15 protein-coding genes and 1 pseudogene are annotated in these 25,022 nt (G+C 47.2%); 5 read left to right on the plus strand and 11 right to left on the minus strand.

Features of this window, described 5'->3' with window-relative positions; genetic code table 11:
- Nucleotides 1-114: 114 nt before the first annotated feature.
- The 3 genes from QUB37_RS21125 to acnB all read right to left on the minus strand — a co-directional run bounded on the left by QUB37_RS21125 (nucleotide 115) and on the right by acnB (nucleotide 3,901).
- On the minus strand, nucleotides 115-570 hold the full coding sequence (locus QUB37_RS21125) for a nucleic acid-binding protein (RefSeq protein WP_333165738.1): 456 nt from the start codon (nucleotides 568-570) through the stop codon (nucleotides 115-117).
- Nucleotides 571-573: 3 nt separating this feature from the next.
- Nucleotides 574-1,032: a hypothetical protein gene (locus QUB37_RS21130; protein ID WP_333165741.1), complete on the minus strand. Its 459-nt coding sequence runs from the start codon at nucleotides 1,030-1,032 to the stop codon at nucleotides 574-576.
- Between the two features lie 253 nt (nucleotides 1,033-1,285).
- Nucleotides 1,286-3,901 (minus strand): bifunctional aconitate hydratase 2/2-methylisocitrate dehydratase, encoded by a 2,616-nt coding sequence (gene acnB, locus QUB37_RS21135; protein WP_333165744.1) that lies wholly within the window; start codon nucleotides 3,899-3,901, stop codon nucleotides 1,286-1,288.
- A gap of 572 nt (nucleotides 3,902-4,473) precedes the next feature.
- Between acnB and QUB37_RS21140 the strand changes: the two genes are divergently transcribed.
- The gene (locus tag QUB37_RS21140; RefSeq protein WP_333165747.1) at nucleotides 4,474-8,604 is read left to right on the plus strand and encodes an EAL domain-containing protein; all 4,131 of its coding nucleotides are present in this window, start codon (nucleotides 4,474-4,476) and stop codon (nucleotides 8,602-8,604) included.
- A 448-nt stretch (nucleotides 8,605-9,052) separates the two neighbouring features.
- Here the strand turns inward: QUB37_RS21140 and QUB37_RS21145 are convergent, their stop codons facing one another.
- The 5 genes from QUB37_RS21145 to QUB37_RS21165 all read right to left on the minus strand — a co-directional run bounded on the left by QUB37_RS21145 (nucleotide 9,053) and on the right by QUB37_RS21165 (nucleotide 17,815).
- Nucleotides 9,053-13,600, minus strand: a complete 4,548-nt coding sequence (locus QUB37_RS21145) for a PAS domain S-box protein (RefSeq protein ID WP_333165749.1) — start codon at nucleotides 13,598-13,600, stop codon at nucleotides 9,053-9,055.
- A 1,400-nt stretch (nucleotides 13,601-15,000) separates the two neighbouring features.
- Entirely contained in the window at nucleotides 15,001-15,954 is a 954-nt protein-coding gene (gene mdh / locus QUB37_RS21150; protein WP_333165751.1) for a malate dehydrogenase, read from the minus strand.
- A 109-nt stretch (nucleotides 15,955-16,063) separates the two neighbouring features.
- Nucleotides 16,064-16,279 carry an NAD(P)H-quinone oxidoreductase subunit O gene (locus tag QUB37_RS21155; protein WP_015178120.1) on the minus strand — a complete coding sequence of 72 codons (216 nt, stop codon included), beginning with the start codon at nucleotides 16,277-16,279 and terminating at the stop codon, nucleotides 16,064-16,066.
- Nucleotides 16,280-16,466: 187 nt separating this feature from the next.
- Nucleotides 16,467-17,429, minus strand: a complete 963-nt coding sequence (locus QUB37_RS21160) for a DNA-formamidopyrimidine glycosylase (protein WP_333165753.1) — start codon at nucleotides 17,427-17,429, stop codon at nucleotides 16,467-16,469.
- A gap of 2 nt (nucleotides 17,430-17,431) precedes the next feature.
- On the minus strand, nucleotides 17,432-17,815 hold the full coding sequence (locus QUB37_RS21165) for a photosystem I reaction center subunit IV (RefSeq protein ID WP_333165755.1): 384 nt from the start codon (nucleotides 17,813-17,815) through the stop codon (nucleotides 17,432-17,434).
- A 289-nt stretch (nucleotides 17,816-18,104) separates the two neighbouring features.
- On the opposite strand from QUB37_RS21165, the gene QUB37_RS21170 reads away from it, so the two are divergent.
- On the plus strand, nucleotides 18,105-18,800 hold the full coding sequence (locus QUB37_RS21170; protein ID WP_333165757.1) for a dihydrofolate reductase family protein: 696 nt from the start codon (nucleotides 18,105-18,107) through the stop codon (nucleotides 18,798-18,800).
- 105 nt (nucleotides 18,801-18,905) lie between these two features.
- Nucleotides 18,906-20,102 (plus strand): GNAT family N-acetyltransferase, encoded by a 1,197-nt coding sequence (locus QUB37_RS21175; RefSeq protein ID WP_333165760.1) that lies wholly within the window; start codon nucleotides 18,906-18,908, stop codon nucleotides 20,100-20,102.
- Nucleotides 20,103-20,518: 416 nt separating this feature from the next.
- Here QUB37_RS21175 and QUB37_RS21180 read toward each other — a convergent pair whose 3' ends face one another.
- Together QUB37_RS21180 and QUB37_RS21185 are read right to left on the minus strand one after the other, a co-directional pair.
- Complete coding sequence (locus tag QUB37_RS21180; protein ID WP_333165762.1) at nucleotides 20,519-21,085, minus strand: hypothetical protein; 567 nt, start codon at nucleotides 21,083-21,085, stop codon at nucleotides 20,519-20,521.
- Nucleotides 21,086-21,258: 173 nt separating this feature from the next.
- Complete coding sequence (locus QUB37_RS21185; RefSeq protein WP_333165770.1) at nucleotides 21,259-22,626, minus strand: ATP-binding protein; 1,368 nt, start codon at nucleotides 22,624-22,626, stop codon at nucleotides 21,259-21,261.
- Nucleotides 22,627-22,910: 284 nt separating this feature from the next.
- Between QUB37_RS21185 and QUB37_RS21190 the strand changes: the two genes are divergently transcribed.
- Both QUB37_RS21190 and QUB37_RS21195 read left to right on the plus strand, forming a co-directional pair.
- Nucleotides 22,911-23,756 (plus strand): M48 family metallopeptidase, encoded by an 846-nt coding sequence (locus QUB37_RS21190; protein ID WP_333165764.1) that lies wholly within the window; start codon nucleotides 22,911-22,913, stop codon nucleotides 23,754-23,756.
- A gap of 130 nt (nucleotides 23,757-23,886) precedes the next feature.
- Nucleotides 23,887-24,879: a transposase gene (locus tag QUB37_RS21195; protein ID WP_333165768.1), complete on the plus strand. Its 993-nt coding sequence runs from the start codon at nucleotides 23,887-23,889 to the stop codon at nucleotides 24,877-24,879.
- On the opposite strand, the pseudogene QUB37_RS21200 reads toward QUB37_RS21195, so the two are convergent.
- Nucleotides 24,876-25,022 (minus strand): annotated as a pseudogene (locus QUB37_RS21200) (IS630-like element ISAcma34 family transposase); the annotation flags it as partial. The gene QUB37_RS21195 and the pseudogene QUB37_RS21200 overlap by 4 nt on opposite strands.

Here is a 25,022-nt window from a genome sequence, read left to right on the forward strand (position 1 = left end):
CTGTAGTTCAAAGTATAGCAGGGATTGGCTAAGTGCGTAAGTGCGTAAGTGCGATCGGCTTCTGCAACCTTCGCTAACGAGTTCATTCCTGAGTTTTTATCCCAGAATCCAGCTTCATGAGATTAATCGCCATTCGCGAGCATCCACAAACTGAGACAAATGACCCACATTTGTTGTCGCAATCACCACTTCATTGCCTGCATTTACTTCCAATATTGCTTGAGCCGCCAGAATCACATCCCCGTCAAGTGCATTGGGTTCTGCTGTTGTCTTTCCTCTGTTTCTTGCATCCGCCCACAACTGAGCCGCTAGAAGCATTACCTCGGTAGTCAAAGGACGGTAGGGGATTTGCGATTTAAGTTGATCGAGTCGTCTAATACCTGCCGTTTTACCTGCACGAATTAATTCGCGCCTCACCTCATAGTCAGCAATTTCAGGAAGCATGACAATGTAACCTTTTAGCGGCAAAGATTGCAGCCAGACTTTACCCTCTTGAGATAAAGGAGAGGCGGCTTTGGGATTTGTAACAATTGCTAAAGGCCCAGAATCTAAGAAAACTATTCTGCTCATGGACTATATATGCACCGGGTTTTCTTCTAGTGCCTTGCGGAGAACTTCAGCGGTTTCAGTTTGTTCCTGTTCATCTCCATCATCTACCCAAGACTGTAACAGCTTGCTCAGAGCTTCGTGCTGCTGTAAAGGATCGATAATTTCTGGTTTTTCGTTATCCTCATTTCCCTCCTTTATCCCCGCTAGCATTACTCTGCTCATAGCTTGATTTCTGTTGATACTGCTCTCCTTCGACAGTTTAGTAAAATCTACATTTTCAGGTGTCTCGGCGGGTTCCGACAATCCTGGCTTAACTGTCACAGTTTCCAGAAATAACCTCATCATTTTAAGCAAATTAGGCCAATATTCTCTCGGAGTTTGCTGAATTACACTGAGAAACTCTACCATTTCATTACCAATGCGAATTTCGGGCACTGAAGTTGGTGTCTCTGGGTTTTCAGTGATTAAAGCTCGTTCAGACATACTTTTTTTCTCCTCAAGCGGATTTATAGGGATTGGCAGGTCGATATCCTGGATCGGAATTAGAGACTGGCGATCGAACTCGCCTCTACTTATATTTTAAACAAAAAACGGGGGATGATTCATGGAGATTCTGGGATTTGTTGTAACCGCAGATGTCAGCGGATTAACACAAATGAACGCAGATAAAATTCATCTGCGTACACCTGCGTTCATCTGCGTTTCAAGATAAGCAGTTCGCTGAGTTTCGACGAAATTACTTGCTCAATACACCATCGGGAATCCCCAAAAGATCCTCAATGCGAGGCATATCTTCCAAAGCAATCACTCGACCTTCATCCTCAAAACCAGCAATTTGATCGAAATTCAAATATCGATACAAATCACCAGCAAAAGGATCGATTCTCTTCGACACAATGTCATTGTATTCTTGGACTGTAGGAATGCGACCTAACAGCGAACAAACTGCCGCCAATTCCGCCGAACCGAGATAAACTTGTGCATCTTTGCCCATGCGGTTGTTAAAGTTACGAGTAGAAGTTGAAAAAACCGTTGTCGCATCTTTAACCCGCGCTTGATTGCCCATACAAAGACTGCAACCGGGCATTTCTGTACGCGCTCCAGCGGCTCCAAAAATGCTGTAATAACCTTCTTCTTTGAGTTGCTGTTCGTCCATCCGAGTTGGCGGACAAATCCACAGGCGAGTTTTGACTTCGCCTGCACCTTCCAACACCTTTGCAGTGGCGCGGTAGTGACCGATATTTGTCATGCAAGAACCGACAAATACTTCGTCAACCCGATCGCCCGCAACCTCACTCAACAACTTAACATTATCCGGGTCATTGGGAGCAGCCACAATGGGTTCTTTAATCTCGTTCAGATCGATTTCGATGATTTCAACGTATTCCGCATCAGAATCCGCCTCCATCAGCACCGGATTTGCCAGCCATTCCTCCATCTTAGCCACCCGGCGCATCATCGTCCGCGCATCTTGATAGCCCCGCGCCACCATGTTTTTCAGCAGCGCGACATTGGAGCGAATGTACTCGGAAACAGTCTCCACGCTCAATTTAATCGTGCATCCAGCGCAAGAACGCTCGGCCGTCGCATCTGTCAATTCAAAAGCCTGCTCGACCTTCAAATCGGGCAAACCTTCAATCTCCATAATCCGCCCAGAAAAGATGTTTTTCTTGTTCTGTTTCGCGACGGTTAGCAAACCTTTTTGAATTGCTACATAGGGAATGGCATTCACAACATCCCGCAACGTTACTCCCGGCTGCAATTCACCTTTGAACCGCACTAAAACCGATTCCGGCATATCCAAAGGCATGACGCCCAAGGCCGCCGCAAATGCCACCAATCCCGAACCTGCAGGGAAGGAAATTCCCAAAGGAAAACGAGTGTGAGAATCGCCGCCAGTTCCCACTGTATCCGGCAATAACATTCGGTTCAGCCAAGAGTGAATAATGCCGTCTCCGGGGCGCAAAGCTATGCCGGCGCGTTCTGCCATGAAATCGGGCAATTCATGGTGAGTTTTGACATCAACTGGTTTTGGATAAGCGGCGGTGTGGCAGAAACTTTGAATTACCAAATCAGCGCTAAATCCCAAACAAGCAAGTTCTTTCAATTCGTCCCGAGTCATCGGCCCGGTGGTATCTTGCGAGCCGACTGTTGTCATGACTGGTTCACAAGATGTACCGGGACGAACGCCGGACAAACCGCAAGCTTTCCCTACCATTTTTTGTGCTAAAGTGAAGCCTTTGCCTGTATCTACTGGGATTGTAGGACGGGTAAAAATAGTGCTAGGTTCTAGTCCTAAAGCTTCGCGGGTTTTGTCTGTTAAAGTGCGTCCAATTAATAGCGGAATTCGACCACCGGCGCGAACTTCGTCTAGAATTGTGTCGGGTTTGAGGGTGAAGGTGGAGATGATTTCTCCGGCTTCGTTGGTAATTTCGCCTTTGTAGGGATGGATGGTAATTACCATTCCTGTTTCCATTTGGGAGACATCGCATTCGATCGGCAAAGCGCCGGAATCTTCAGCGGTATTGAAGAAAATCGGGGCGATCGCACTTCCTAAAATATAACCGCCGCTGCGCTTGTTCGGCACAAACGGAATATCATTGCCAATGTGCCACAGCACGGAATTAATCGCCGATTTCCGCGAAGAACCGGTACCGACAACATCACCAACATAGGCTACCGGATGGCCTTTTTGCTTCAAATCTGCAATGGTTTGCAAAGATCCTGGCATCTTACTTTCCAGCATCGCCAAAGCGTGTAGGGGAATGTCCGGCCGCGTGGTAGCATGAGGTGCTGGCGACAAGTCGTCAGTATTGGTTTCTCCAGGAACTTTGAAGACTGTAACGGTAATCGCTTCTGGCAACACAGGACGACCCGTAAACCACTCGGCATCCGCCCAAGAATCGACTACCTGCTTGGCATAGGGATTGGTATCAGACAAAGCTATAACGTCATGGAAAGCATCGAATACTAACAACGTTTTGCTCAGTGCCCGGGCGGCGGTGGCGGGAATTGCAATTTCGGCAGTGGGATTGAGCAAATCGATTAAAGATTGCACGTTGTAACCGCCCATCATTGTCCCCAGCAGGTAAACTGCCCATTTGGGAGCAATTAGGGGGCTGTGGATTTCGCCTTTAGCAATACCGGTTAAAAAACCAGCTTTGACGTAGGCGGCGCTGTCTACTCCGGGTGGGACGCGATCGCGCAATAATTCTATTAAGGTTTCTTCTTCTCCAGCCGGCGGATTTTTCAGCAGTTCACACAGTTCCGACGTTTGCTGGGCGTCTAGCGGCAGCGGGGGAATTCCCAAAGCTGCCCGTTCGGCAGCGTTACGGCGGTAAGATTCAAGCATTTCTCCTCTCTCCTGGGATAGTTTCAGTGGTTGGCAAGCAGATGACTTTACTTTTTAGATTAGGAGCTTCCGCTGCACATTGGGTAAAGTACCTCGCTCTACATAAAAACTTAACGCAACTTTAAAAACAGTAGATTGTCATACCAAAGAGAGATGTGTTCTTCACCGGGAGTGCAAAATATCAAACTCCTGCCGAGCAGTTTAGAGGCCTTCAGTTGCATTGTTGTGGTTAAGATTAATGTGTTGTGGGGTACTTTTGATCGTCCTCTGCATCCATCCCTGACAACTCAAGCTAGGGAAGCATTTGTCAATGAGCAATTATGCTCAGAATTTATTCTGATTATGGGTACAAAACTCAGATTGGCGCGATCGAGGAATCATGCCAAGCGCCATATTTATGCCTACCCACTCCCAAATCGCGAATTTTCTACTCCTAGAAAAGCTGTTTTTTTGAGTAATCTTACTGATTGACAAATGAAATTAAGTCTTCAGTTGTTACTAATGCTCTGCGTCTGAAATCGTCATTTACCACAAGTTTAAAAAAGTTGTCCTGCTAATGGATAGATTGAAAAATGGAAAGTTTTATCCCTGAAAACTCTGAAGACTCTCACGGCTGGGCCTCCAAGCCAGATTTGTACAAAGAGCTGCAAGGAACCAAAGAATTACTGCTGACGATCGCCAACTCGATGCCGATGCCCCTGATCGTGAGCAGTCTGGCGGACGGCACAATTCTTTATAGCAATGATTTATGCCGTCAGGCTTTCGGGTTCACAGGATTCAAGTCGATCGACCGCCAAAAAGCCGAAATGCTGTACCACAAACCTGCAGAGCGCCAAGAATTGCTGTTGCGACTCGCCCACAACGGACACGTCCGCGAGACAGAAATCCGGCTTAAAAAAGCTGACGGCACGCTATTTTGGGCAAGTGTATCGATGCGGTATCTGACATTGGTGTCGGGGAAAGCTGTTCTGTCGGTGTTCAGCGACATTACGGATCGGAAGCGAGCGGCCGCCAAGGAGCAGGAATTGCTCACGTCAATCCACTCGCGGGCCCGCCAGCAAGCTGCCGTCGCTTACTTGGGGCAGCAGGCCCTGGCCGAAACAGATTTGTCCGCACTGATGGACAAAGCTGCGGTTTTAATTGCTCAAACCCTGGACGTTGATTATTGTCAGTTGTTAGAACTGTTGCCCTCTGGTCATGCTTTTCTCCTGCGAGCGGGGGTTGGCTGGCAGCCAGGCCTCGTCGGCAGCGCTACTGTTGCCGCTTCTGCCCGATCGCAAGCAGGTTACACATTGCGAGTGGGTGAACCGACAATCGTGGAAGATTTGCGGGTGGAAACACGCTTTAGCGAGTTGCCGCTGCTGCACAACCACCGCGCTGTCAGCGGCGTTACTGTGATCATTCCCGGCAATCGAGGACTGGGGAGCAACTGGGGACAAGCAGAACCAACGAACAGTTCCTCCTCGCAGGCCTGGGGCATTTTGGGGGTTCATACCAGCCAAAGGCGGGTTTTCAGTCAAGATGATGTTTATTTTGTAGAAGCGATCGCCAACGTGTTAGCTGCGGCGATCGAGCGGATTCGATCGCAAGAGCGCTTACAAATGATGGAACGGGCGATCGAAAGTTGCAGCAACGGCATTGCAATCACCGACGCAACCGTTGCAGATAATCCGATTATTTATGTCAATCCCAGTTTTGAGCGGATTACGGGTTATCGCAGAGACGAGTTAATGGGCAAAAATTGCCGTTTTTTGCAGGGTACAGACACTGACAGCCCCGCTGCCAAACAATTGCGAATTGCGATTGAAGAAGGGAGAGAAGCTCAAGTTATATTACGCAACTTTCGGAAAGACGGCACGCCTTTTTGGCACGAACTGTCGATCGCTCCGATTTACAACTCGCGGCGACACTTAACCCACTTTATTGGAGTACAAACAGACATTACCGACCGCCAGCGCTCGGAAGAAGAATTATTTTTAAAGTCTCAAGCTTTAGCAGCTTTTAGCGCTAATCTCAAACACTTGCACCGGATTACAACTTATCATTATCAAAACTTTGAAGAACTGGTTGACGATTATCTAACAGCAGGCTGTTTGATGTTTGGACTTTCTATAGGGATCATGGCTGAAGTTGAGAGCGAAACTTTTATTGTCCAAGCAGCGAAAACAGATTTAGGATACTTCGTGCGAGGCTTAGAATTGAACCTCAGCGATACTTACTGCGCCGCAGTCATTAAGCTCAACAAAACAGTTGCGTATTCTCATATAGGAGCAGACATAGAGATGCGCGAACATCCAGCTTATCAAAGCTGCAAATCAGAATCTTACATCGGAACGCCGATATTTGTTAACAATAAAACCTACGGAACTTTAAGTTTTAGTTCGCCAGAAATAAAAAAAAGGAAGTTCAAGTATGAGGAGATAGAAATTATAGAATTGATGGCTCAAAGTATTGGCAAAATTCTGGCGGTTCACCAAATGGAAGTCGAACGCCAGCAAGCTGAAAAAGAGCGATGCGAGTTAATAGTATCACTCAAAGAAAGTGAAGAACGCTATCGCCGTTTAGTAGAACTATCTCCCGAAGCGATCGCCGTTCACAGTCAAGGGAGAATCGCCTACATCAATGCTGCCGGCGCGAAACTCCTCGGTGCGATCTCTCCCGAAGCGCTCATCGGCTTTCCCGTATTGCATTTCGTCCATCCAAACTATGTGGAAACTGCCAAAGAGCGCATCCGGCTAGTCGAGACAGAAAATCAGCCGATCGACCTTGCCGAACAAAAACTGATTCGGTTCGATGGACAAATAATAGACGTTGAAGTTGTCGGCATCCCCGCTACTTATCAAGGCTCAACCGCCGCCCAGATTATTATCCGAGATGTCACCGAGCGCAAGCGAGTAGAACGGGAACTGCTGCACGGCGCTTTTCACGATGCGCTGACAGGTTTGCCCAACCGCGTTTTGTTCCTAGACAGGCTAGGACAAGCCATCCGCCGAGCCAATCAGTCCCCGGATTACAAATTTGGTTTACTTTTCCTCGATTTAGACCGCTTCAAAGTAGTTAATGATTCTTTAGGACACGTTTTAGGAGACAAACTGCTAATCGCCCTAGCCCAGCGACTGCAAACCTGCGTCCGGGTTTCTGATACCGTCGCCCGGCTGGGGGGAGACGAATTCACCATCCTGCTAGACCACATTCAGAGCCTCAGCGACGCCACCCTCGCAGCTAAAAAGATACAAAAAGAACTGACGAAGCCGTTTCATATCGAAGGGCACGAAGTATTTACCACCGCTAGCATTGGCATTGTTTTCAGTCGAGGCGAAGCCACCGACAGTGGGGAATCGAATCCGTACACTCACCCGGAAGAATTCCTACGCGATGCTGACATCGCTATGTACCGCGCTAAAGCTTTGGGTAAGGCCCGCCACGAAGTGTTTAATTTGGCGATGCACGACCAAACTATGTCGCTGTTGCAGTTAGAAACTGACCTGCGGTTGGCTATTTTGGGCAAGGAGGAATTAGGAGAGAGCAAGGATCAATGTTCGCACTTTATTGTGCACTACCAACCGATTGTTTCGATCGCCAGCGGTGCGCTCGAAGGTTTTGAGGCCTTGGTGCGCTGGCATCACCCAGTTCGGGGTCTAGTCCCGCCGTCTACTTTTATCCCTGTAGCTGAAGAAACAGGTTTGATCGTGCCTCTGGGAGCCTGGGTGTTGCGGGAAGCTTGTCAGCAATTGCGGATTTGGCAAGAAATGTTAACCGAGGAACAGGGAAGAAGTCCAATGGAAGTCGGAACAAGGCCCTTCGACTCCCTTGGGCTGCACTCAGGACAAGTTGCTCAGGGTAACAAGAAGGAAGAAGGCGCTTCGACTTCGCTCAGGGTAACAACAGGGAAGAGGACAACGGGCAATGTAGGGAATTTAACTGATGTAACAGATACAGGGCATGAGGAACACGGAACTTTTACTGAGCGTAGCCCCAGTATTGGTCACAGGAAAGAAAGAATAGGTAAAAAATTACCAATTCCCAGTTACCAATTCCCGATTACCGATTTCCACTCATCTATTACCAATTCCCAATTCCCAATTACCAATACTTCGGCTACGTTCAGTACAACTGCCCAGGTACCAATTCCTAATTTTAAATTACCAATTATTGATCCTTCGCAATTAACAATGAGCGTCAATCTCTCTCCTAAACAGTTAGGTTTTCCGAATTTAATTGAGGAAATCGATGAAATTTTAGCAGAAACGGGCTGCGCTCCGAGCTGTTTAAAATTGGAGATTACTGAAAGCGCGATCGTGGAAAATGTCAAGAAAGCCAATATTGTGCTAGCCCAATTAAAAAATAGAAATATTCGATTGTCGATCGACGATTTCGGTACTGGCTATTCGTCTTTGAGTTACTTGCACCGTTTTCCGCTGGATACACTGAAGATCGATCGATCTTTTGTGAGCCGCTTAGGGGCCGTCGAAAACGGTGACGACGGGGGCCAGCCTTTGCAGATTGTGCGGGCGATCGTAACTTTGGCTCACAATTTGGGATTGAATGCGATCGCCGAAGGTGTAGAGACACCCGAACAATTATCACAGCTTCGAGAACTAGACTGCGAATTAGCTCAGGGATATTGGTTTTCTAAACCTTTGGACAGTTCTACCGTGACAGAAATGCTGATCAATCTCGGTAATAGAGCAATTATGGACTGAGTGAGGGACAGATTGGTAAATTGTGCGTCACCCCGTGAAGACATTTTTGCTACAAACTCACAATCTCAAAACTGATGCACCGGCCCGAGAAATTCTCTTTTTAAAACCGCAGATGATGGCAGATAAACACAGATTAACGCAGATGAATTAGATCCATTCCGGTTGCATTGTCGGTAATTGTTGACTATTGACTGGATTTTATCAGGACGATGCTACCGGATTTGATATGGTTGACAATTACAAAACTGACGCACCGTAACGCTTTCGCAATTGCCAATTGCCAATTATATCATTTCCGGTTACACTCATACATGATGTTGACTGTTGACGGTTGACTGTTGACGCCGTGAACAGTGAACAGTCAACAGTCAACCGTCAACTCGAATTTACCATTCCGATGCTAACGGATTTGATATTACAACTTACCAATTCCCCATTAACAATTAGCTTAGAGGGGAATCTCGATCGCCAATTCAGTACCCTGTCCCGGCGAAGAAGTACATTTCAGCGAACCTTTGTGTCTGTCTGTAACAATTTGATAGCTAATTGACAAGCCCATCCCAGTGCCTTTACCCACAGGTTTAGTGGTAAAAAACGGGTCAAAAAGCCGAGTGCCGACAGTCTCCGGTATTCCCGGCCCGTTGTCAGCAATCCGAATGATTACCTTGCCCGCTGGCGATATTTCAGTGCGGATGCGGATGTGGCTGGGCTGTTCCCGCATTTCCTCAGCAGAACGGCGCAGATCCCGTTCTTCCAAAGCATCCAAAGCATTGCTCAAGATGTTCATAAATACTTGATTTAACTGTCCGGCATAACATTCTACTAAGGGCAGTTCAGCGTATTCTTTAATCACCTCAATTTCTGGATGATTGTGTTTAGCTTTGAGCCGGTGCTGCAAAATCATCAGGGTGCTATCTATGCCCTCGTGGATGTTGACTGCTTTCATTTCCGCTTCGTCCATGCGGGAAAATGTGCGGAGAGAAGCAACAATTTGTTGAATTCTGTCTGCACCGACTTTCATTGAAGAAAGCAACTTGGGCAAGTCTTCCATCAGAAAGTCTAGTTCAATATTGTCTACTTCTTCTTGAATTTCCGGGACTGGATCGGGATAGTGATTTTGGTAAAGTTCGATCAGGTGTAGCAAGTCTTGAGTATAGTCGTTGGCGTGGGTGAGATTGCCGTAAATAAAGTTAACTGGGTTGTTTATTTCGTGGGCGACTCCTGCCACAAGTTGACCGAGACTTGACATTTTTTCATTTTGAATTAACTGCGATTGAGTGCTGGTTAATTTCTGCAAGGTTTGTTCTAATTCGAGAGCTTTATTGCGAGTCTGGGCGTAAAGATCGGCTTGGTTGAGAGCGATCGCCAATTGAACTGTAATCGCTTGCAACAATTCTACTTCGCTGTCGCTCCAGGGTCGTACAGAACAGCAGGAGCAGCAGCTAACTGCACTTATTACCCCAGAAAGTGCCTGCAGGGGAATGATTAATACAGATTGGTAGCCCATCGATCGAACGATTTGTTTCCAAACAGGATCTGCGACTGTTTCGACATCATCCACCCGCAGCATTTCCATCTGCAATACTTTTTCTCCCACAGGACCGAAGTCGGAAGCTTGATAGCTACCTGTTAAATCGGGAAGTTCCCGAAGGCGAGATTCTTTAATAATTTCCCAGAAAGGCTCCTCTCCGTCGTCGCGATACCAGGCAAAATTGCAACGATCGATCTGCAGGAAAGCGCGAATTTCCTTAACTGCGACTGTAACGATGCTGTCGAAATCGAGGGAATTGCGGATTTGAGTAGTGAGGTTGTTGAGCAATTTTTCTCGCTCGGCCTGCTGCTTGAGTTGGGCTTCCGATCGCCTCAAGGCAATTTCTCCCCGCTTGCGATCGGTAATGTCTTCGGTGACAGCTAATAGATATTGCGGTTTGCCATCAGCATCGAGTATTGCTGTTTTCTTGGTATGAAATATCCGCGTTTCTCCTTGGCTTGTTTCAATCTCTTCTTCGGCGATTTCTACAATTTGCCCGCTGTTGAGCACTTCCCGGTCTTTGGCGGTAAAAAAATCAGCTTGTTCTGTTGGGAAAAAGTCGTAATCATTTTTGCCCATAACTTCTGCTGCACTGAAACCGAGTAACTGTTCAGCTACTGGGTTCCACAGAACAAACCGCAGTTCTTGGGCATTCTTGGCAACCACTCCTACGGGTATGGTTTTGAGTACGGACTCCATAAACTGTTGGGCGTGGTGGAGTTCTGCTTCTGCCTGTTTGCGATCGCTAATATCTCGGACGTTTGCAATGATGCTGAGATTGCCGTTGAGATGAATTCTGGACAGGGCAACTTCTGCATCAAAAGTTGAACCGTCGTTGGGACGCCTCGCTTTCCATTCCACGCGACCTGTTTCGCCTGCTAATACTCTTTCCCAAAGTTCTTCCATTTGTTCAATGGGATTGTCGTCTGTTGAATAGTCGTTTTTAATTGATAATTTTGTTGCTTGCTCACGGGTAACTCCGTACATTTCTAACATTCGATTATTGACATCAAGAATGTTTCCTTCTAAATCGTGAATAAAGATAGCATCGTAGACATTGTTAAATATGGTTCGCAAGTTTTGCTCGGAAACTAGCAGCGCTGCTTCTGCCTGTTTACGATCGCCAATTTCTTGTTCTAATTGCGTGACTGCTTCGGAAAGTTCGGCCGTGCGATCGCTCACTCTGTCTTCTAACTCGACTGCTGCTTGCCGTAGTGCTGCTTCGGCGGCTTTGCGATCGGTAATGTCGAGCGCCGTACCGAACAGTTTTACCACCTTGCCGTTCGCATCGGTTTCGGCTTTGCCCACGGCGTTCAGGTATCGCAAGGTGCCGTCGGGACGGTAAAAGCGGTAGTCAAAATCGTAGGGAATGCCGAATTCAAGGCTCTGCTGTATTTGCCTTTGCCACAATTCCACATCTTCTGGATGGTACAAAGAGATTTGCTGCTCTACGCTGGGCGCTGCCGCAGCGGGTTCGAGTCCGTAGATGCGGAAGAGTTCTTCCGACCAAGTGACGGTATTCGTAGCTGGGTAGAATTCCCAATTGCCGACGTGGGCGACTCTCTGGGCTTCTTTTAGCTGCCGCTGGCTCTCGCGGATGGCGGTTTCGGCAACTTTGCGATCGGTAATGTCGAACAATACGCCGCAAAATACGATTTCGCCGTTCTCGCTGCGGGTGGGCATGGAGTCGCCCTGCCACCAGCGAATCTCACCGTCGGGCTTGACTAACCGTCCTTCGTAGTGCCAGAGGGAAAGGTTTTCTACGGCTTCGTTGACGGAGGCGATGTAGCTTTCCAAGTCTTCGGGGTGGACGCGGGAAATGAATGTATTCATGTCTCGCATCATTTCTGCTGCTGTGACGCCGCTGATATATTCGATGCGATCGCTCATGTAGTCAATGCGCCAAACTCCGTCACGGTTGCAAAACTGGAACAAAGCTCCGGGCATGGTGGCTGCGATCGTCCGAAACTTGGTTTCGCTGGCACTGAGGGCGGCAAAAGTCTGGCGCAGTTCTGCCGTGCGTGCTTCTACTCTGCGCTCTAGTTCTGCGTTGGCGTGTTGTAAGGCTGCTTCTGCTCGCTTGCGATCGGTAATGTCGGTGGCTGTACCGGTGGTGCCGAGGCAGTTTCCGGTTTCGTCGTAGAGGGCGATCGCGTTAAACATTAAATGTTTCATGCTGCCGTCTTTGGCGATTTGGGTGGTTTCGTACTGGAAAATTGATTCTCCGGCAAACAGGCGGGCGAACACTTCTAAATCTTTCTGGCTTTGTTCTGGTGTCGCAAAGTCGGAGAACGGCCGACCGATCATTTCTTCTGGTTCGTAACCGTAGATGTACTTAACTGCTGGGTTGACGAAGGTGTAGCGCCCGATCGCATCGACCGACCAAATCATGTCTTGGGAGGTTTCTACCAGGCTGCGGTATTTGGTTTCGCTGGCTTTGACCGCTTCTTCTGTTTTTTTGCGTTCCGTCATGTCGCGGGAGACGCCGACTGTCATTGTGATTTGGCCGTCTTCATTGCGGATGGGTGTTTTGACGGTGCTCCACAGCCGCACTTCTCCGTCGTAGCGAGTCACAGGTTCTTCGGCAATTTGCAGGGTTTGTCCGGTTTCAAATACGAAGGCGTCATCTTTAATGTACTGGAGAGTGTGGTCAGGTTCGGCGAAAGGTGCGTCTATGATGCCTTGCAGTTCCTCTTGACTCATGCCGTAATAGTCCCGGAAGGCTTGATTTGCCCAGACGATTTGGGCTTTGGGGCCTTTGACTAATACCATATCGGCGATCGAATCGAGAATTTGGTGATATTTTTGCTCGCTGTCGCGGAGTTTCTGCTGCGTGGATTCGATTTGTGCTATTTGCCTCTGGGTTTGCAAGTGCAGTTCGGCTTGGTAGATGGCAACTGCTAAATGGTCGCCTACTTGTCTGGCAAATTCGATTTCGTCTTCTTGCCACTGGCGGGGTTGACCGCAGGAGTGAATGCACAGCAATCCCCACAAATGTTGCCCTTGCAGTAGGGGTACAACTAAGTTTGCTCTGATTTGAAATCGCTTGAGAATTTTGAGGTGACAGGGGCTCAACCGGGCTTTGTAGATGTCGGTGACTGCTTGAACGTATCCTTTGGCGTAGTTGGCGGCAAATTGTTCGCCGAAGCAGTGGTCGTGGACTTTTGCGCCCAAGGAAGGGCTGTATAGGGGCAGTACGTCTTCTGAGACTACTTCGCCCTCATTACATTCGGATTCGGGAAAGAAGCGATAGACGGCGACTCGATCGGCCTTGAGGAGTTGCCGAACTTCGGTGGCTGTGATTTTGAATATTGTTTCTAAGTCTAGGGATTCACGAATTTTGCTAATAACTCCCATGAGCGCTTGCAGCTTTTTGAACCAAGTTTGAGACTGCGTTTCTCTTTCTAGGTGAGCTAGTTTCTCGCGCAGATTGCTGACTTCGTAATACAGGTATTCATGAAACATAATGCTTTTTCTTTAGTTATTTTGCGGTTTGTTATCCAGGTTGATGGCATCTCAATAGCGCTCTGCAAGTTGAGCCTGGTAACTCAAAAAGGCAAAGAACATATTCTCCTCCTTCTGCTAGCACTTAGCAGCTACTCAGGCTGCATTTCCGTATTTTTTCTAGATTGGGAGGTCAATCCACCATCTTAGAGTCCGTATATTTACTGGAAAGAGGCATAACTTGCTACTTCATAAAGTGCCAATTATTGAGAATTATGATAACAAAACTTACACATAAACCCTGTTTGTTAACGTAATTAAGTCAGGGAAGCTCCGAAAGTGGAAACAAGAAACCCGGTTCCCTTGCGGGATCGGGAGGAGCGTCTCTGGCTAATTTTGACATTGTTTTGGCTCGCCTTTGGTTGCAATTGTCACCTTTTTATTATTTACCGCAAACTCGATCTATGGTTTCCTTGGTTTGGCGAGCGAATATCCTGTTGCGATCGCATCTATTAAAACTTATTTTAATAGATGCGATCGCCTTTTCTAGAGTTTTCATTAATTCTCGGTTTCTCTGTCCTAAATTAGATTTTATACAGCCTTTGGGGCAAGCCAATATTTTAGATATTTTTCCTTGCATTCTCATTGTTTTATGCGAGGGATTAGATTTTTTAAACTGATTACAATTCACCGAGTCAGAGGTTAGTTTTCGGTCAAACAGTTGAGGTAGTTGCAGGCTATGGTTAAATTGGCTCAACTCAAGGGCGATTATTGCCTACCGCAAAGGGTTCGCACGCGCGTTCGGGATAGCTTCGCAGGCGCGGAGACTTTTTGGCAGATTTTTGCGACTTTTGACAAGTGTAAAAATTTTAGATAATACAAATATTTAGGCTATCACATTTTTGGGGAAAGTAAAGGTATTTCAAGCTTGATCAATAGAAATGGGGATCGCGAGGATTAAAGTTTGGGCGAAGTAATGATAAATTCCGTAGAAACTCGCATTTCGCTTTCCACCTTTAAACTGCCACCGTGTTGTTGGGCAATCCGATCGCGAGTGAGAGATAGCCAAAACCGACTGCTTCTGCTGTTGGTTTAGTAGTAAAGAAAAGATGCCAGATTTTTGCTTTAATTTCTAGATAAACTCTGATGGTAGGTCGCGCAGACCAAGTTCAACTGCTTTTGCCAGCTTTTGCATTTTTACCAAATTTTTGAGAGTAAATTTTATATTTATCGATCGGTTCCTTGCGGCCATTTTTCGGTTTGTGAAATACAGCCTAACAAACATGATCAATGATATTTATCAAAGCGCGGTTGAAATCCGAGAAGCCTACTTCCGACAGAGCGATCGCACTGTCATACTCAATATAAATTATTATATTGAAGTGGCGATCGGCTGCTATGATCAAGGAACTGCTACAAGCTTAAGAAGCAGTTTTCAGTATCGCCTTTGCTTCCTCAATATTTTCGGCAACCAATTTGCCTGACTCGATAAAGGCTGCTCTTTCGGTATCGCTGAGTTCGAGTTCCACTATTTGTTCTACTCCCTGATATCCCAAGCGGCAGGGTACTCCTAAAAAGATATCTTGCACGCCGTATTCGCCGTGCAAATAAACGCAGCAAGGCAAGAGTCGCGACTGATTAAATAAAATAGATTCTACCATCAAACAGGCAGAAGATGCGGGTGCAAAATAAGCACTACCAGTCTTCATCAATTCGACAATTTCTGCGCCGCCGTGGCGAGTCCGCTGTACGAGTCGATCAATCGCCCCAGCATCCATAAGTTGATTGATGGGAATACCGTTGACAGTTGAATAGCGGGGCAAAGGAACCATTAAATCGCCGTGAGAACCGATGACAGTTGCATTGATTTCAGCATTTGAAACGCCCAATTCCATGGCAATAAAAGTTTGAAAGCGGGCGGAGTCGAGAACTCCCCCCATACCCATGACTCGGTGTTTGGGCAAATCCGCAGCTTCCCAAGCTAAATAAGTCATGATATCTAGGGGATTGGTGATGACGATTAAGATTGCTTCGGGAGAATGCTCGATCGCCTGTTTTGAGGCTTCGGTGACAATTCGAGCATTGATTTTTATTAAATCTTCGCGATTAATGCCGGGTTTGCGGGGCACTCCGGCGGCAATTACTATGATATTTGAGTTTGCCGTATCTGTATAATCATTTGTACCAACAATTTGGCGATCGTGGCGTTCCACTCCCCTAGCTTCCATCAAATCCAAAGCAACGCCCTGCGGCCAACCCTCCACAATATCTAGCAATACTACATCTGCCAGATTTTTCTCAGCAATTCGCTGGGCTAACGTACTACCGACTTTGCCTGCACCAATAATTGATACGCGGTTTGATGGAGAATTCATTAGATTTTAGATTTTAGATTTTAGATTTTAGCAGTCAGCTTAATTGGGGAAAGGTGCGCGGTGTGCACCCTTCGCTACATTAAGAACAGTGATGTTTAGTTTTGGTGAGTTACTTAAAATCTTCGAGTTGGTCTACCCGCAGCCAAATATTCGGGGTGGGAACTTTGCCAAATTTGACGAAGGCGTAGTCGCCGCGAACATCCATCACTTCGCCCTTTGTTTCAAATATATACGAGGAAAAGCGCTGGTCGCTGGCTTTGGCTTCTAGACTGTTTTCCAATTTTTCGCGTACAGCGCGAACTATACTGCCTTTTTTGATTGCCATAACTTGCTTTGTTTAGTTTAAAAAACTATACAAATTTTAATCTAGATTTGGCTTGAAAGTCACTCGTCGATTGAAATCGCTACTAAACAAACGAAGTCCGCCTACGCGGACTAAGGAATAAAGGGGTGTGATTCGTGGGGTAAATCTACAATCTAAAATCTAAAGCCTAAAATCCATTGACTGCTTCCTATGTCTGACAAATGGGGCAAAAATGAGTCGATCGCCCTGCTAATTTTATACGTTCGATGGTTGCGGAGCAAGTGCGGCAGGGTTGGCCGGTGCGATTGTACACCCAAGCGACGCCGCCGTAGTTGCCGTTGACACCTTGGACGTTGAGAAAATTGCTAAAAGTGGTGCCGCCGGATGCGATCGCCTTCTGTAAAACTTGAATAATAGCTGTATGAATGCGTCCAATTTGCTCTGCGGTCAAATCCGCGCACAGAGTTGTGGGCATCACTCCCGACAAAAACAAAGTTTCGTCTGCGTAAATATTTCCCAAACCAGCTATCAGTGACTGGTCTAGCAAAGCTGTTTTAATGGGTCGCACTCGCCGGTGCAGCTTGCGGGCCAAATATTCTGTTGTAAACTCGTCGGAAAACGGTTCTGGGCCTAAGAGTTTCAAACCGATGACTGTGCTCGAAACCTCGGTTTCTGCGGGCACGTACCACATTTGCCCGAAGGTGCGCTGGTCTACAAAGCGCAATTCTTGGTTTCCCTCAAAAAATAGCCGCACTCGCGCGTGTTTTTGCAGGGGTTCGGATCTGTTCACCCACAGCAGTTGTCCGGTCATCCGCAGGTGAACGCCCAGCCAGCCGGCTTTTGAAGGCAAAAGGGAGGGGGAGAAAGAAGGCGTTCGGGAAGAGTTTGGAGTTTGGGCAAGAAATTCTCCCACTCTCCCCCTCTCCCCCTCTCCCTCTCTCCCCCTTTCCCTTTCTCCTTCTGGGAATTGAGATAGTTCTGCCAGTAGATATTTGCCGCGTCTGTACCAGCGGGCGATCGACTTTCCTTTGAGTTGTGTCAAAAAATCGGTCGCAGAGATTGAGCGGGCGATCGTGCTGTTTAACAACACGTCCCCGCCCAACATTTCTCGATCGAGGGTTGCTTGATTCAAACCCCGGCAAATAGTTTCAACTTCTGGCAGTTCTGGCACAATTAGCGTTGTTCTGTTCCTTGACCTTGAGGTGAACCTTCGACCGTGCCGGTCACTTCGGCGCCCGGTTTGCTGCCCGTAGAAGTTTTCGGCTGCTGCGAGGGGGTACCGCTGCCAGTTTTCCGAGTCTTCTCGTCGAGCGTGGTTTGTTTGCCGCCGGAAGCTACTGGAGTCCCTGTTTTCGCTTTTGCTTTGGGTGCTGCCACTTCCACTAATTCGCTTTGGGCGAAGTTGTTGGTGTTGACGCCTGCATAATTTACGTTGTTAAAGCGAACGATAACTGGGTATTTAATGCCGCTTTGGTCTACCGTAGCAACGGTGCCCACTTCTTGATACCAGTAGGATTCTTTGCGGAGAATCCGGACTGTAGAACCGCGTTGAACCATGAGCTTTTTTTCCTTTGCGATGAATAAACGGATCAAGCCATTTTTTTTACTCTAGTCGATCGCGCGGCGCATTTAAAGTCTGCAACGGAATTTTTACCTCGCGCGTCGTTTTTTGTCTGCGGTTTGTAAAGAAAAGTAAATACTTTGGTAGGGCGATCGCTGCCGTTGCAAAATAAATAAACTCACATTATCCGTCAAATAAAACCAGTACGAGCGAGTTGAAAACAAACTTTACAAATAGTTATGAATTGGTACAGTTAAATGTTGTTCTGCGAAATTCTGATAAGTCATGACTGAACCTCACGCAACAGTAATACTCGCGATTAGTGCGGACGGTAAAATTGCAGATGCAGTACGATCGCCCGCGAGATTCGGTTCTGCCAACGACAAAGCGCACCTCGAACAGCAAGTAGCAGCAAGCGACGCCGTTTTGTTCGGCAACGGCACTTTACAGGCTTATGGAACGACGATGAGAGTGATTTCGCCGGAATTGGTCAAACAGAGGGAACAGCAAGGGAAGCCCCCACAACCGGTGCAAATTGTGTGTTCGCGATCGTCCCAATTTGACCCAAATTTGCGATTTTTCCAGCAACCGGTGCCTCGCTGGCTGCTGACAGGGCAAGACAGTAGGGAAAGGGCATTGCCGTCTCCCTACGCGATGACAAACAGTAAGTTCGATCGAATTATCTATGCGAAAACCGTAGGTGGAGAGATTGATTGGATTGATGCGTTTCAACAGCTAGCAAGCTTCGGTATCAAACGCTTGGCGATTCTGGGCGGGGGAAAACTCGTCGCGTCTGTGCTGGCTGCAGGCTTGGTAGACGAACTTTGGCTGACGGTGTGCCCGTTAATTTTGGGCGGCGCGGATGCACCGACACCTGTGGAGGGAGAGGGTTTTTTGGCGAATCTAGCTCCGAAATTGGAGCTTTTGGCGGTTAAACAGGTGGGACAAGAGGTATTTTTGCATTATCGGGTCGATCGATAGTCGCGCATTTAACTGGTTCCCAGGCAGAGCCTGGTAACAAGTGTCGAAGAGGGGAAATTATATTAACTTAAATGAAGTTCGATCGCTCTACGCACAAATCTCCCTATGCTGAAACAGCCAAAACCTCAATATTCTGTAGCCTGGATTAGCAAAATAGGCGAAATCCCGCAAGCGTCGTGGGATGCCCTAGCGATGCCACTAAAAACTCCATTTCTGGAATGGGATTGGCTGAACAATCTCGAAGTATCGGGCAGTGCAACAGGTAAAACCGGTTGGCTGCCGCATCACTTGACTGTGTGGCGAGACAAACAGTTGATTGCTTGCGCGCCACTTTATGTCAAAAGCCACAGCTACGGCGAATTTGTGTTCGACAATCAGTGGGCCGATTTAGCTCAACGTTTGGGTGTTCAATATTATCCCAAATTGATGGGAATGACGCCGTTTACTCCGGCTGAAGGCTATCGGTTTTTGATTGCCGAGGGAGAAGATGAAGACGAATTAACCGGAGTAATGGTAAGCGCGATCGACCATTTTTGCGATCGCCACAATATCTCCGGCTGCAATTTCCTTTATGTCGATCCCGAATGGCGCGAAAGAATGGAACGCCACGGTTTCAGCAGTTGGCTGCACCACAGCTATATTTGGCAAAATCAAGGCTATCAAAATTTTGACAATTATTTAGGCGCATTTAATGCCAACCAGCGCCGCAATATAAAACGCGAACGCAAAGCAGTCGATCAAGCTGGTTTGTTGATAAAAACGCTGACGGGCGATGAAATTCCCCAAGCTATGTTTGCTCAAATGTATGCTTTTTATGAGAATACTTGCGACAAATTTGGTTGGTGGGGAAGCAAGTATCTGACTAAGCGATTTTTTGAACAGTTGCACCACAATTATCGCGATCGAGTTTTATTTGTAGCCGCCTACGACAAGGAAGATGACAGACAGCCGATGGGTATGTCTTTTTGTTTGTATAAGGGCGATCGACTGTACGGGCGTTATTGGGGAAGTTTGCAGGAAATCGACTGCTTGCACTTCGATGCTTGTTACTATACGCCGATCGAATGGGCGATCGATCGGGGCATCCAAAGCTTCGATCCCGGTGCCGGCGGACGGCACAAAAAACGGCGCGGCTTTCCAGCTACGCCAAATTATAGTTTGCATCGATTTTATAATAACCGTCTGGCCCAAATTCTCAAGTCTTATATCGGTCAAATCAACGAAAGAGAACAGGAAGAAATTGATGCAATCAACGAGGATTTACCTTTTACTAAGTTACCTCCGTTGTTACTCGGCGAGTGAAGGTTGACTGGGAATTTGGAATTGGAAATTGGGAATTAGTAACAGCCCATCGGTGTCAACCTAATACTAAAACCCTGTGTATATCTCGTTTGTATCGAATTTTTGATCCCCCTAAATCCCCCTTGATAAGGGGGACTTTGAATGCTCTTTCCCCTTTATTAATGGGAGTTAGAGGGGGCGTAAGAATACTCTTGTCCCCCCCCTTATTAATAGGGGTTAGGGGGACTAGAAACTCAACTATAAACGATATTTATTATGGATTTTAGTCTTAAGTTGACACGAATGATAACAGTCAACAGTCAACAGTCAACAGTCAAAAGTCAACAGTCAACAGTCAACAGTCAACAGTCAACAGTCAACAGTCAAAAGTCAACAGTCAACAGTCAACAGTCAACAGTCAACAGTCAACAGTTAAACTAATTCAAAATTACCTTGCCATCTTCCTGAATTTGCAGCGATTTTGTATCAGCTTCCAACTCAGTTGTCGCGCCGAAACTGACTTGCAACATTCCCGGCATCGCGGTTGCTTGGGGGCGAACCAGCAGCAATCCGCCGTCTGGGCGCTGGTAAGTGAGGGTGATTGGCACTGGGATGCTTTTAAGCACAATTTCCGATTGTTCCCCCAGAGTGCGCGGCTGGGTGACGCCTACGATTTGATAATTGATGACAGCATTGGTGGTATTCACCAGTTTAATTACTATCATGCCTTCGCTAGGCGTAACTCGCGCACTGGGCATCGGGAAGCGGGCAGGCGCGTCTGTTGGTGTAGAGGGCATCTCGCTGGGGTCCGGACTCGCAGCCGGAGTTGGTTCGCTGACGGGTTCTTCAGTGGCTGCGGGAGTCTCTGCGGGTTGGGAAACGGGTTTTCCTTGTTGGGGCGGTGGGCCGCCGGCCTGGGAAAGTGTTGCGAGACTAACGAGTAAACCTCCGCAGGTGGCTGCTAGGAAGCTGATTTTTTTTAACGGTAGATTGTGGCGAAACATAAATAACTCCTCACAAGTTCGATCGAGGTTGTCCAACAAAGTTCATGTTAATCTATGCGGGAATTGAATTTTAATAGCTTGCTTGGGGCCATAGGTAAGAAGAATCAGGCTTGAGGGGGAGATTTTTTTTTAACCGCAGAGGGCGCAGAGGGCGCAGAGGAGGAGGGGAAGTTTTAGAGGTGGGATGCTTCTGATTTGTGGGCGGAGAGGGTGACGGTAACGGCGGTACCTCGATCGACTTGGCTGTCTATGCGGATTTGGCCGCGGTGATTTTCGACAATTGCTTTGGCGATAGCTAATCCTAAACCGGAACCAGCGGCGCTGCGATGGGTGCGGGCGGGATCTGCGCGGTAGAATCGATCGAACAAATGCGGCAGGGCTTCTGCGGAAATTCCGATGCCGGTGTCTGTTACTTTGATTTGCAGCGCTGGATTTAACATCGGCGAATTTCTTTTGTTTTTAGCTGCAAGTTGCAATTCTACTTCAATTTCGCCGCCAGAGGGCGTGTACTGCACGGCGTTGCTGACGATATTAGTAAACAGTCGGGCTAGTTGATCCCAGTCGCCCAACAGTGTAAAGTTGTCCTCAGCGTTGGGCAGATCGACAATTTCTAAAGAAAGAGAGAGATTTTGGGTTGTGGCGATCGCCTGTTGTTCTTCTATTACCTCCATCAGCAAAGCATCGAGGGGAACCTCAATCCACTGCTGCTGCACGATACCGCTGTCTTGTCTTGCTAAAAACAGCAAATCGTCAACCAAGCGCCCCAAACGGCGGGTGAGGCGTTCGATAACTTGTAGCTGTTGATGCTGCTGCGGTTCGATATCCGGTTCCGCCAAAGCTACTTGGACGTTAGTTTGAATAGTGGCGATCGGATTTCTGAGTTCGTGAGAAGCATCAGCGGTAAACTGTTTGAGACGCCCGTAAGACTCCCGTATCGGTGCCATCGCCAATCCCGACAGCAGCCAGCCAATAGCTGCAACGCAAATTAGAGTTAAACTCGCGCCCAAAATCAAATCGAGAATTAATTGGCGGATGGGTTTTGTCACTTCAAACCAAGGATGGCTGACTCGCAAATATCCCAGAACTTGGCGGCCGGTTTCTACTCGCTGCGTTACTTGTCTGAGGGAATAGTTTTGATCGGAATGCAACTTATTATTAATTATCCAAACTGTTTCGCCGGTGCGGTTAGCGTGAATGGGAATATTCAGCGGTTCCGATAATGTAGACCACAGCAATTCGCCCGTAGGACTGAACCATTCTAAATCAATGTGGTCATCTTCTACTGCATCGGTGCTATCTCGAAAACTGGCTTGAATATTAACTTGCAATTTATTTTTATCTTTGGTAGTAGGGAAAGTTAGCGGTTGTTCGATAACGAGAGTTCGCTCTATTACTTCGACAACATGATTGAGGGTGTCATCTATGCGATCGATCAAAGTATTGCGGACGTAGAAATAGAAACCAGTGGCGAATACAAGTAACAATACAGCAGTAACGGCTGTGTACCAAATAGCGAGGCGGCGGCGGGTAGCTTGGAACATATTGCGAAAGAAGTTCGGCAACGGATTGTGTAATTGATTCAATAGATTTAACCGATTTAATAACTATAACCTTCTTCTATTATCTTCTTCTCTTCTTCTCTTCCTTCGTGCCCTAGCGCTAACGCGCCACTTCGCTAACGCGCTTTCGCGGTTCGTTAAAAAAAGCCTTGTTGGCAAATTACATCAAAAAACTCTAACAACTTTCCTTTCTTGATACTTCAGACAGATGTCGAGAGAGCAGTCACCATAGTATTCTAATCGCGAAACTTTTTAGGTAAAAGCCTGTGAATAAATTTTTATTTCGAGCCGCGATCGGGCTATTAATGGCTTTTTTTGGAGCAATCACCTATTTTACAAACGACGTACAAAATCCGGTAACTGGAGAGAGACAGCGGGTGCAGCTTTCTCCCCGCCAAGAGATAGTTTTGGGATTGCAGGCGCGAGATAAAATGGCCGCCCAGCACGGGGGGCTTTATCCCAACCAGAGTATTCAACAGTATGTCGATCGAGTAGGAGCACGAGTTGTCAACGGTTCGGCCGCGAAACAAGCGGGTTATCCGTTTGAATTCCACCTGCTGCGAGACCCCGAAACTGTCAATGCTTTTGCTTTACCGGGGGGACAAGTTTTCATTACTGCGGGGCTACTGCGGCGGCTGAATTCCGAGGCTCAGTTGGCCGCTATACTGGGGCATGAAAGCGGTCACGTTGTGGCGCGTCACGGTGCGGAACACTTGGCCAAACAGCAGTTCGGCAGGTCTTTGGTAACGGCGGTTGGGGTGGCTACTAGCGACGATCGCGGGGGTGGTCAGCAGGCAGCATTAATTGCTCAAGCTGTCAATCAAGTTGTCGGTTTGCGGTACGGTAGGTCTGATGAACTTGAGAGCGATCAGCTTGGTTTTCGGTTTATGACGGAGGCGGGTTACGATCCTAGAGGTATTGTTGAGGTGATGAAAATCCTCGGTGCCGCTAGGAAGGGCGAAGCGCCGCCGGAGTTTTTGAGTTCTCACCCAAACCCTGAAAACCGAGTTCAAAAGTTGCAAGCTTTAATCACGAAAAATTACCCTAACGGCGTTCCAGCTAATTTGGTGTCTGGACGCGATGAGTTTGCTAAGAATGTGTCGGGCGGTTAGGGAGAATTGCATCGGGCTTTACCGAAATTAATGGGTCTAAAGCCCCGTCCTTCTAGGACGGCTTTTTATTTTATTGTATTTTATTTCCTCTGAGTCCCCCATCAGAACATTTTGACTATACAATAATAGTATGAAGACTCTGAAGTTCAAACTATACAATCATAAGCGAAATAAATACCTCAAGCGAACCATCAATGCTGCCGGGCTAATTTATAACCATTGTATAGCACTCCATAAACGGTACTACCGGATGTGGGCTAAGCATTTGAACTGCGCCAAACTTCAGGCTCATATTGCCAAACTGCGGAAGCGCAATCCGTTCTGGCAGTTGGTTGGATCTCAAGCTGTGCAGGATATCTGCCAGCGCATTGAGAAAGCCTACCAGTTGTTTTTCAAACATCATCAAAAAGGAGTGAGGGCGCCGGGATTCAAGAAAGTAAAGAAATATAAGTCTTTCACCTTAAAACAGGCTGGATACAAGTTTTTAGGTGGCAATCGGCTCAAGATTGGGCAGAAAGTGTATCAATATTGGAAATCGAGAGAAATTGAGGGAACAGTCAAAACTTTAACCATTAAACGCACGACATTAGGTGAGTTGTTTATGGTTGTGGTTGTTGATAGCGTTTCGGAGTCAGAAAGCAAATTCGAGACGAGTAGAATCGCTGGATTTGACTTTGGTTTAAAAACGTTCCTCACCGTCTCTGATGCTGCCAAAATCGAATCGCCTCAATTCCTCAAACAGTCGCTTAATGCCATCCAGAAAGCGAGTCGCCAGCACTCTCATAAACAGAAAGGTTCAGCCAATCGGGAACGCGCTAGAAAGCATCTTGTTCGCCAGCATGAGGATGTGGTGAATCGGCGCTCTGACTGGTTCTGGAAGCTGGCACATAAACTAACAGATCAGTTTGACGTGCTGTGCTTTGAGACGTTGAACCTGAAGGGAATGCAACGCCTCTGGGGACGGAAAATTTCAGATTTAGCATTTGGGGAATTCCTGCAAATTCTGGGATGGGTGGCGACGAAGAAAGGTAAACAAATCATTTTTATCAACCGTTGGTATCCATCGAGCAAGACTTGCTTTCATTGCAGTCATGTTCTGGAAAACCTAGATTTAAGTAGCTAGACAAAATTAATTACATAGTTTTCTCCAAATTCTTTCAGGATTTTTTCCACAGATGTAACAAAAGTTCCCCAATTCTTGTAAGCAGATATCTCAATCCATTCATACTTAATAAACCGCCATAAAATTTCAATTAAATTTAATTC

The sequence above is a fragment of the Microcoleus sp. AT3-A2 genome, assembly GCF_036705685.1.
Classification (GTDB): Bacteria; Cyanobacteriota; Cyanobacteriia; order Cyanobacteriales; family Microcoleaceae; genus Microcoleus.

Coding starts and splice junctions, on each gene's coding strand:
- QUB37_RS21180 (WP_333165762.1), bottom strand. CDS start 21,085: ATGTTTCGCCACAATCTACCGTTAAAAAAAATCAGCTTCCTAGCAGCC.
- QUB37_RS21185 (WP_333165770.1), bottom strand. CDS start 22,626: ATGTTCCAAGCTACCCGCCGCCGCCTCGCTATTTGGTACACAGCCGTT.
- QUB37_RS21140 (WP_333165747.1), top strand. CDS start 4,474: ATGGAAAGTTTTATCCCTGAAAACTCTGAAGACTCTCACGGCTGGGCC.
- QUB37_RS21155 (WP_015178120.1), bottom strand. CDS start 16,279: ATGGCAATCAAAAAAGGCAGTATAGTTCGCGCTGTACGCGAAAAATTG.
- QUB37_RS21175 (WP_333165760.1), top strand. CDS start 18,906: ATGCTGAAACAGCCAAAACCTCAATATTCTGTAGCCTGGATTAGCAAA.
- QUB37_RS21195 (WP_333165768.1), top strand. CDS start 23,887: ATGAAGACTCTGAAGTTCAAACTATACAATCATAAGCGAAATAAATAC.
- mdh (WP_333165751.1), bottom strand. CDS start 15,954: ATGAATTCTCCATCAAACCGCGTATCAATTATTGGTGCAGGCAAAGTC.
- acnB (WP_333165744.1), bottom strand. CDS start 3,901: ATGCTTGAATCTTACCGCCGTAACGCTGCCGAACGGGCAGCTTTGGGA.
- QUB37_RS21145 (WP_333165749.1), bottom strand. CDS start 13,600: ATGTTTCATGAATACCTGTATTACGAAGTCAGCAATCTGCGCGAGAAA.
- QUB37_RS21130 (WP_333165741.1), bottom strand. CDS start 1,032: ATGTCTGAACGAGCTTTAATCACTGAAAACCCAGAGACACCAACTTCA.
- QUB37_RS21125 (WP_333165738.1), bottom strand. CDS start 570: ATGAGCAGAATAGTTTTCTTAGATTCTGGGCCTTTAGCAATTGTTACA.
- QUB37_RS21170 (WP_333165757.1), top strand. CDS start 18,105: ATGACTGAACCTCACGCAACAGTAATACTCGCGATTAGTGCGGACGGT.
- QUB37_RS21165 (WP_333165755.1), bottom strand. CDS start 17,815: ATGGTTCAACGCGGTTCTACAGTCCGGATTCTCCGCAAAGAATCCTAC.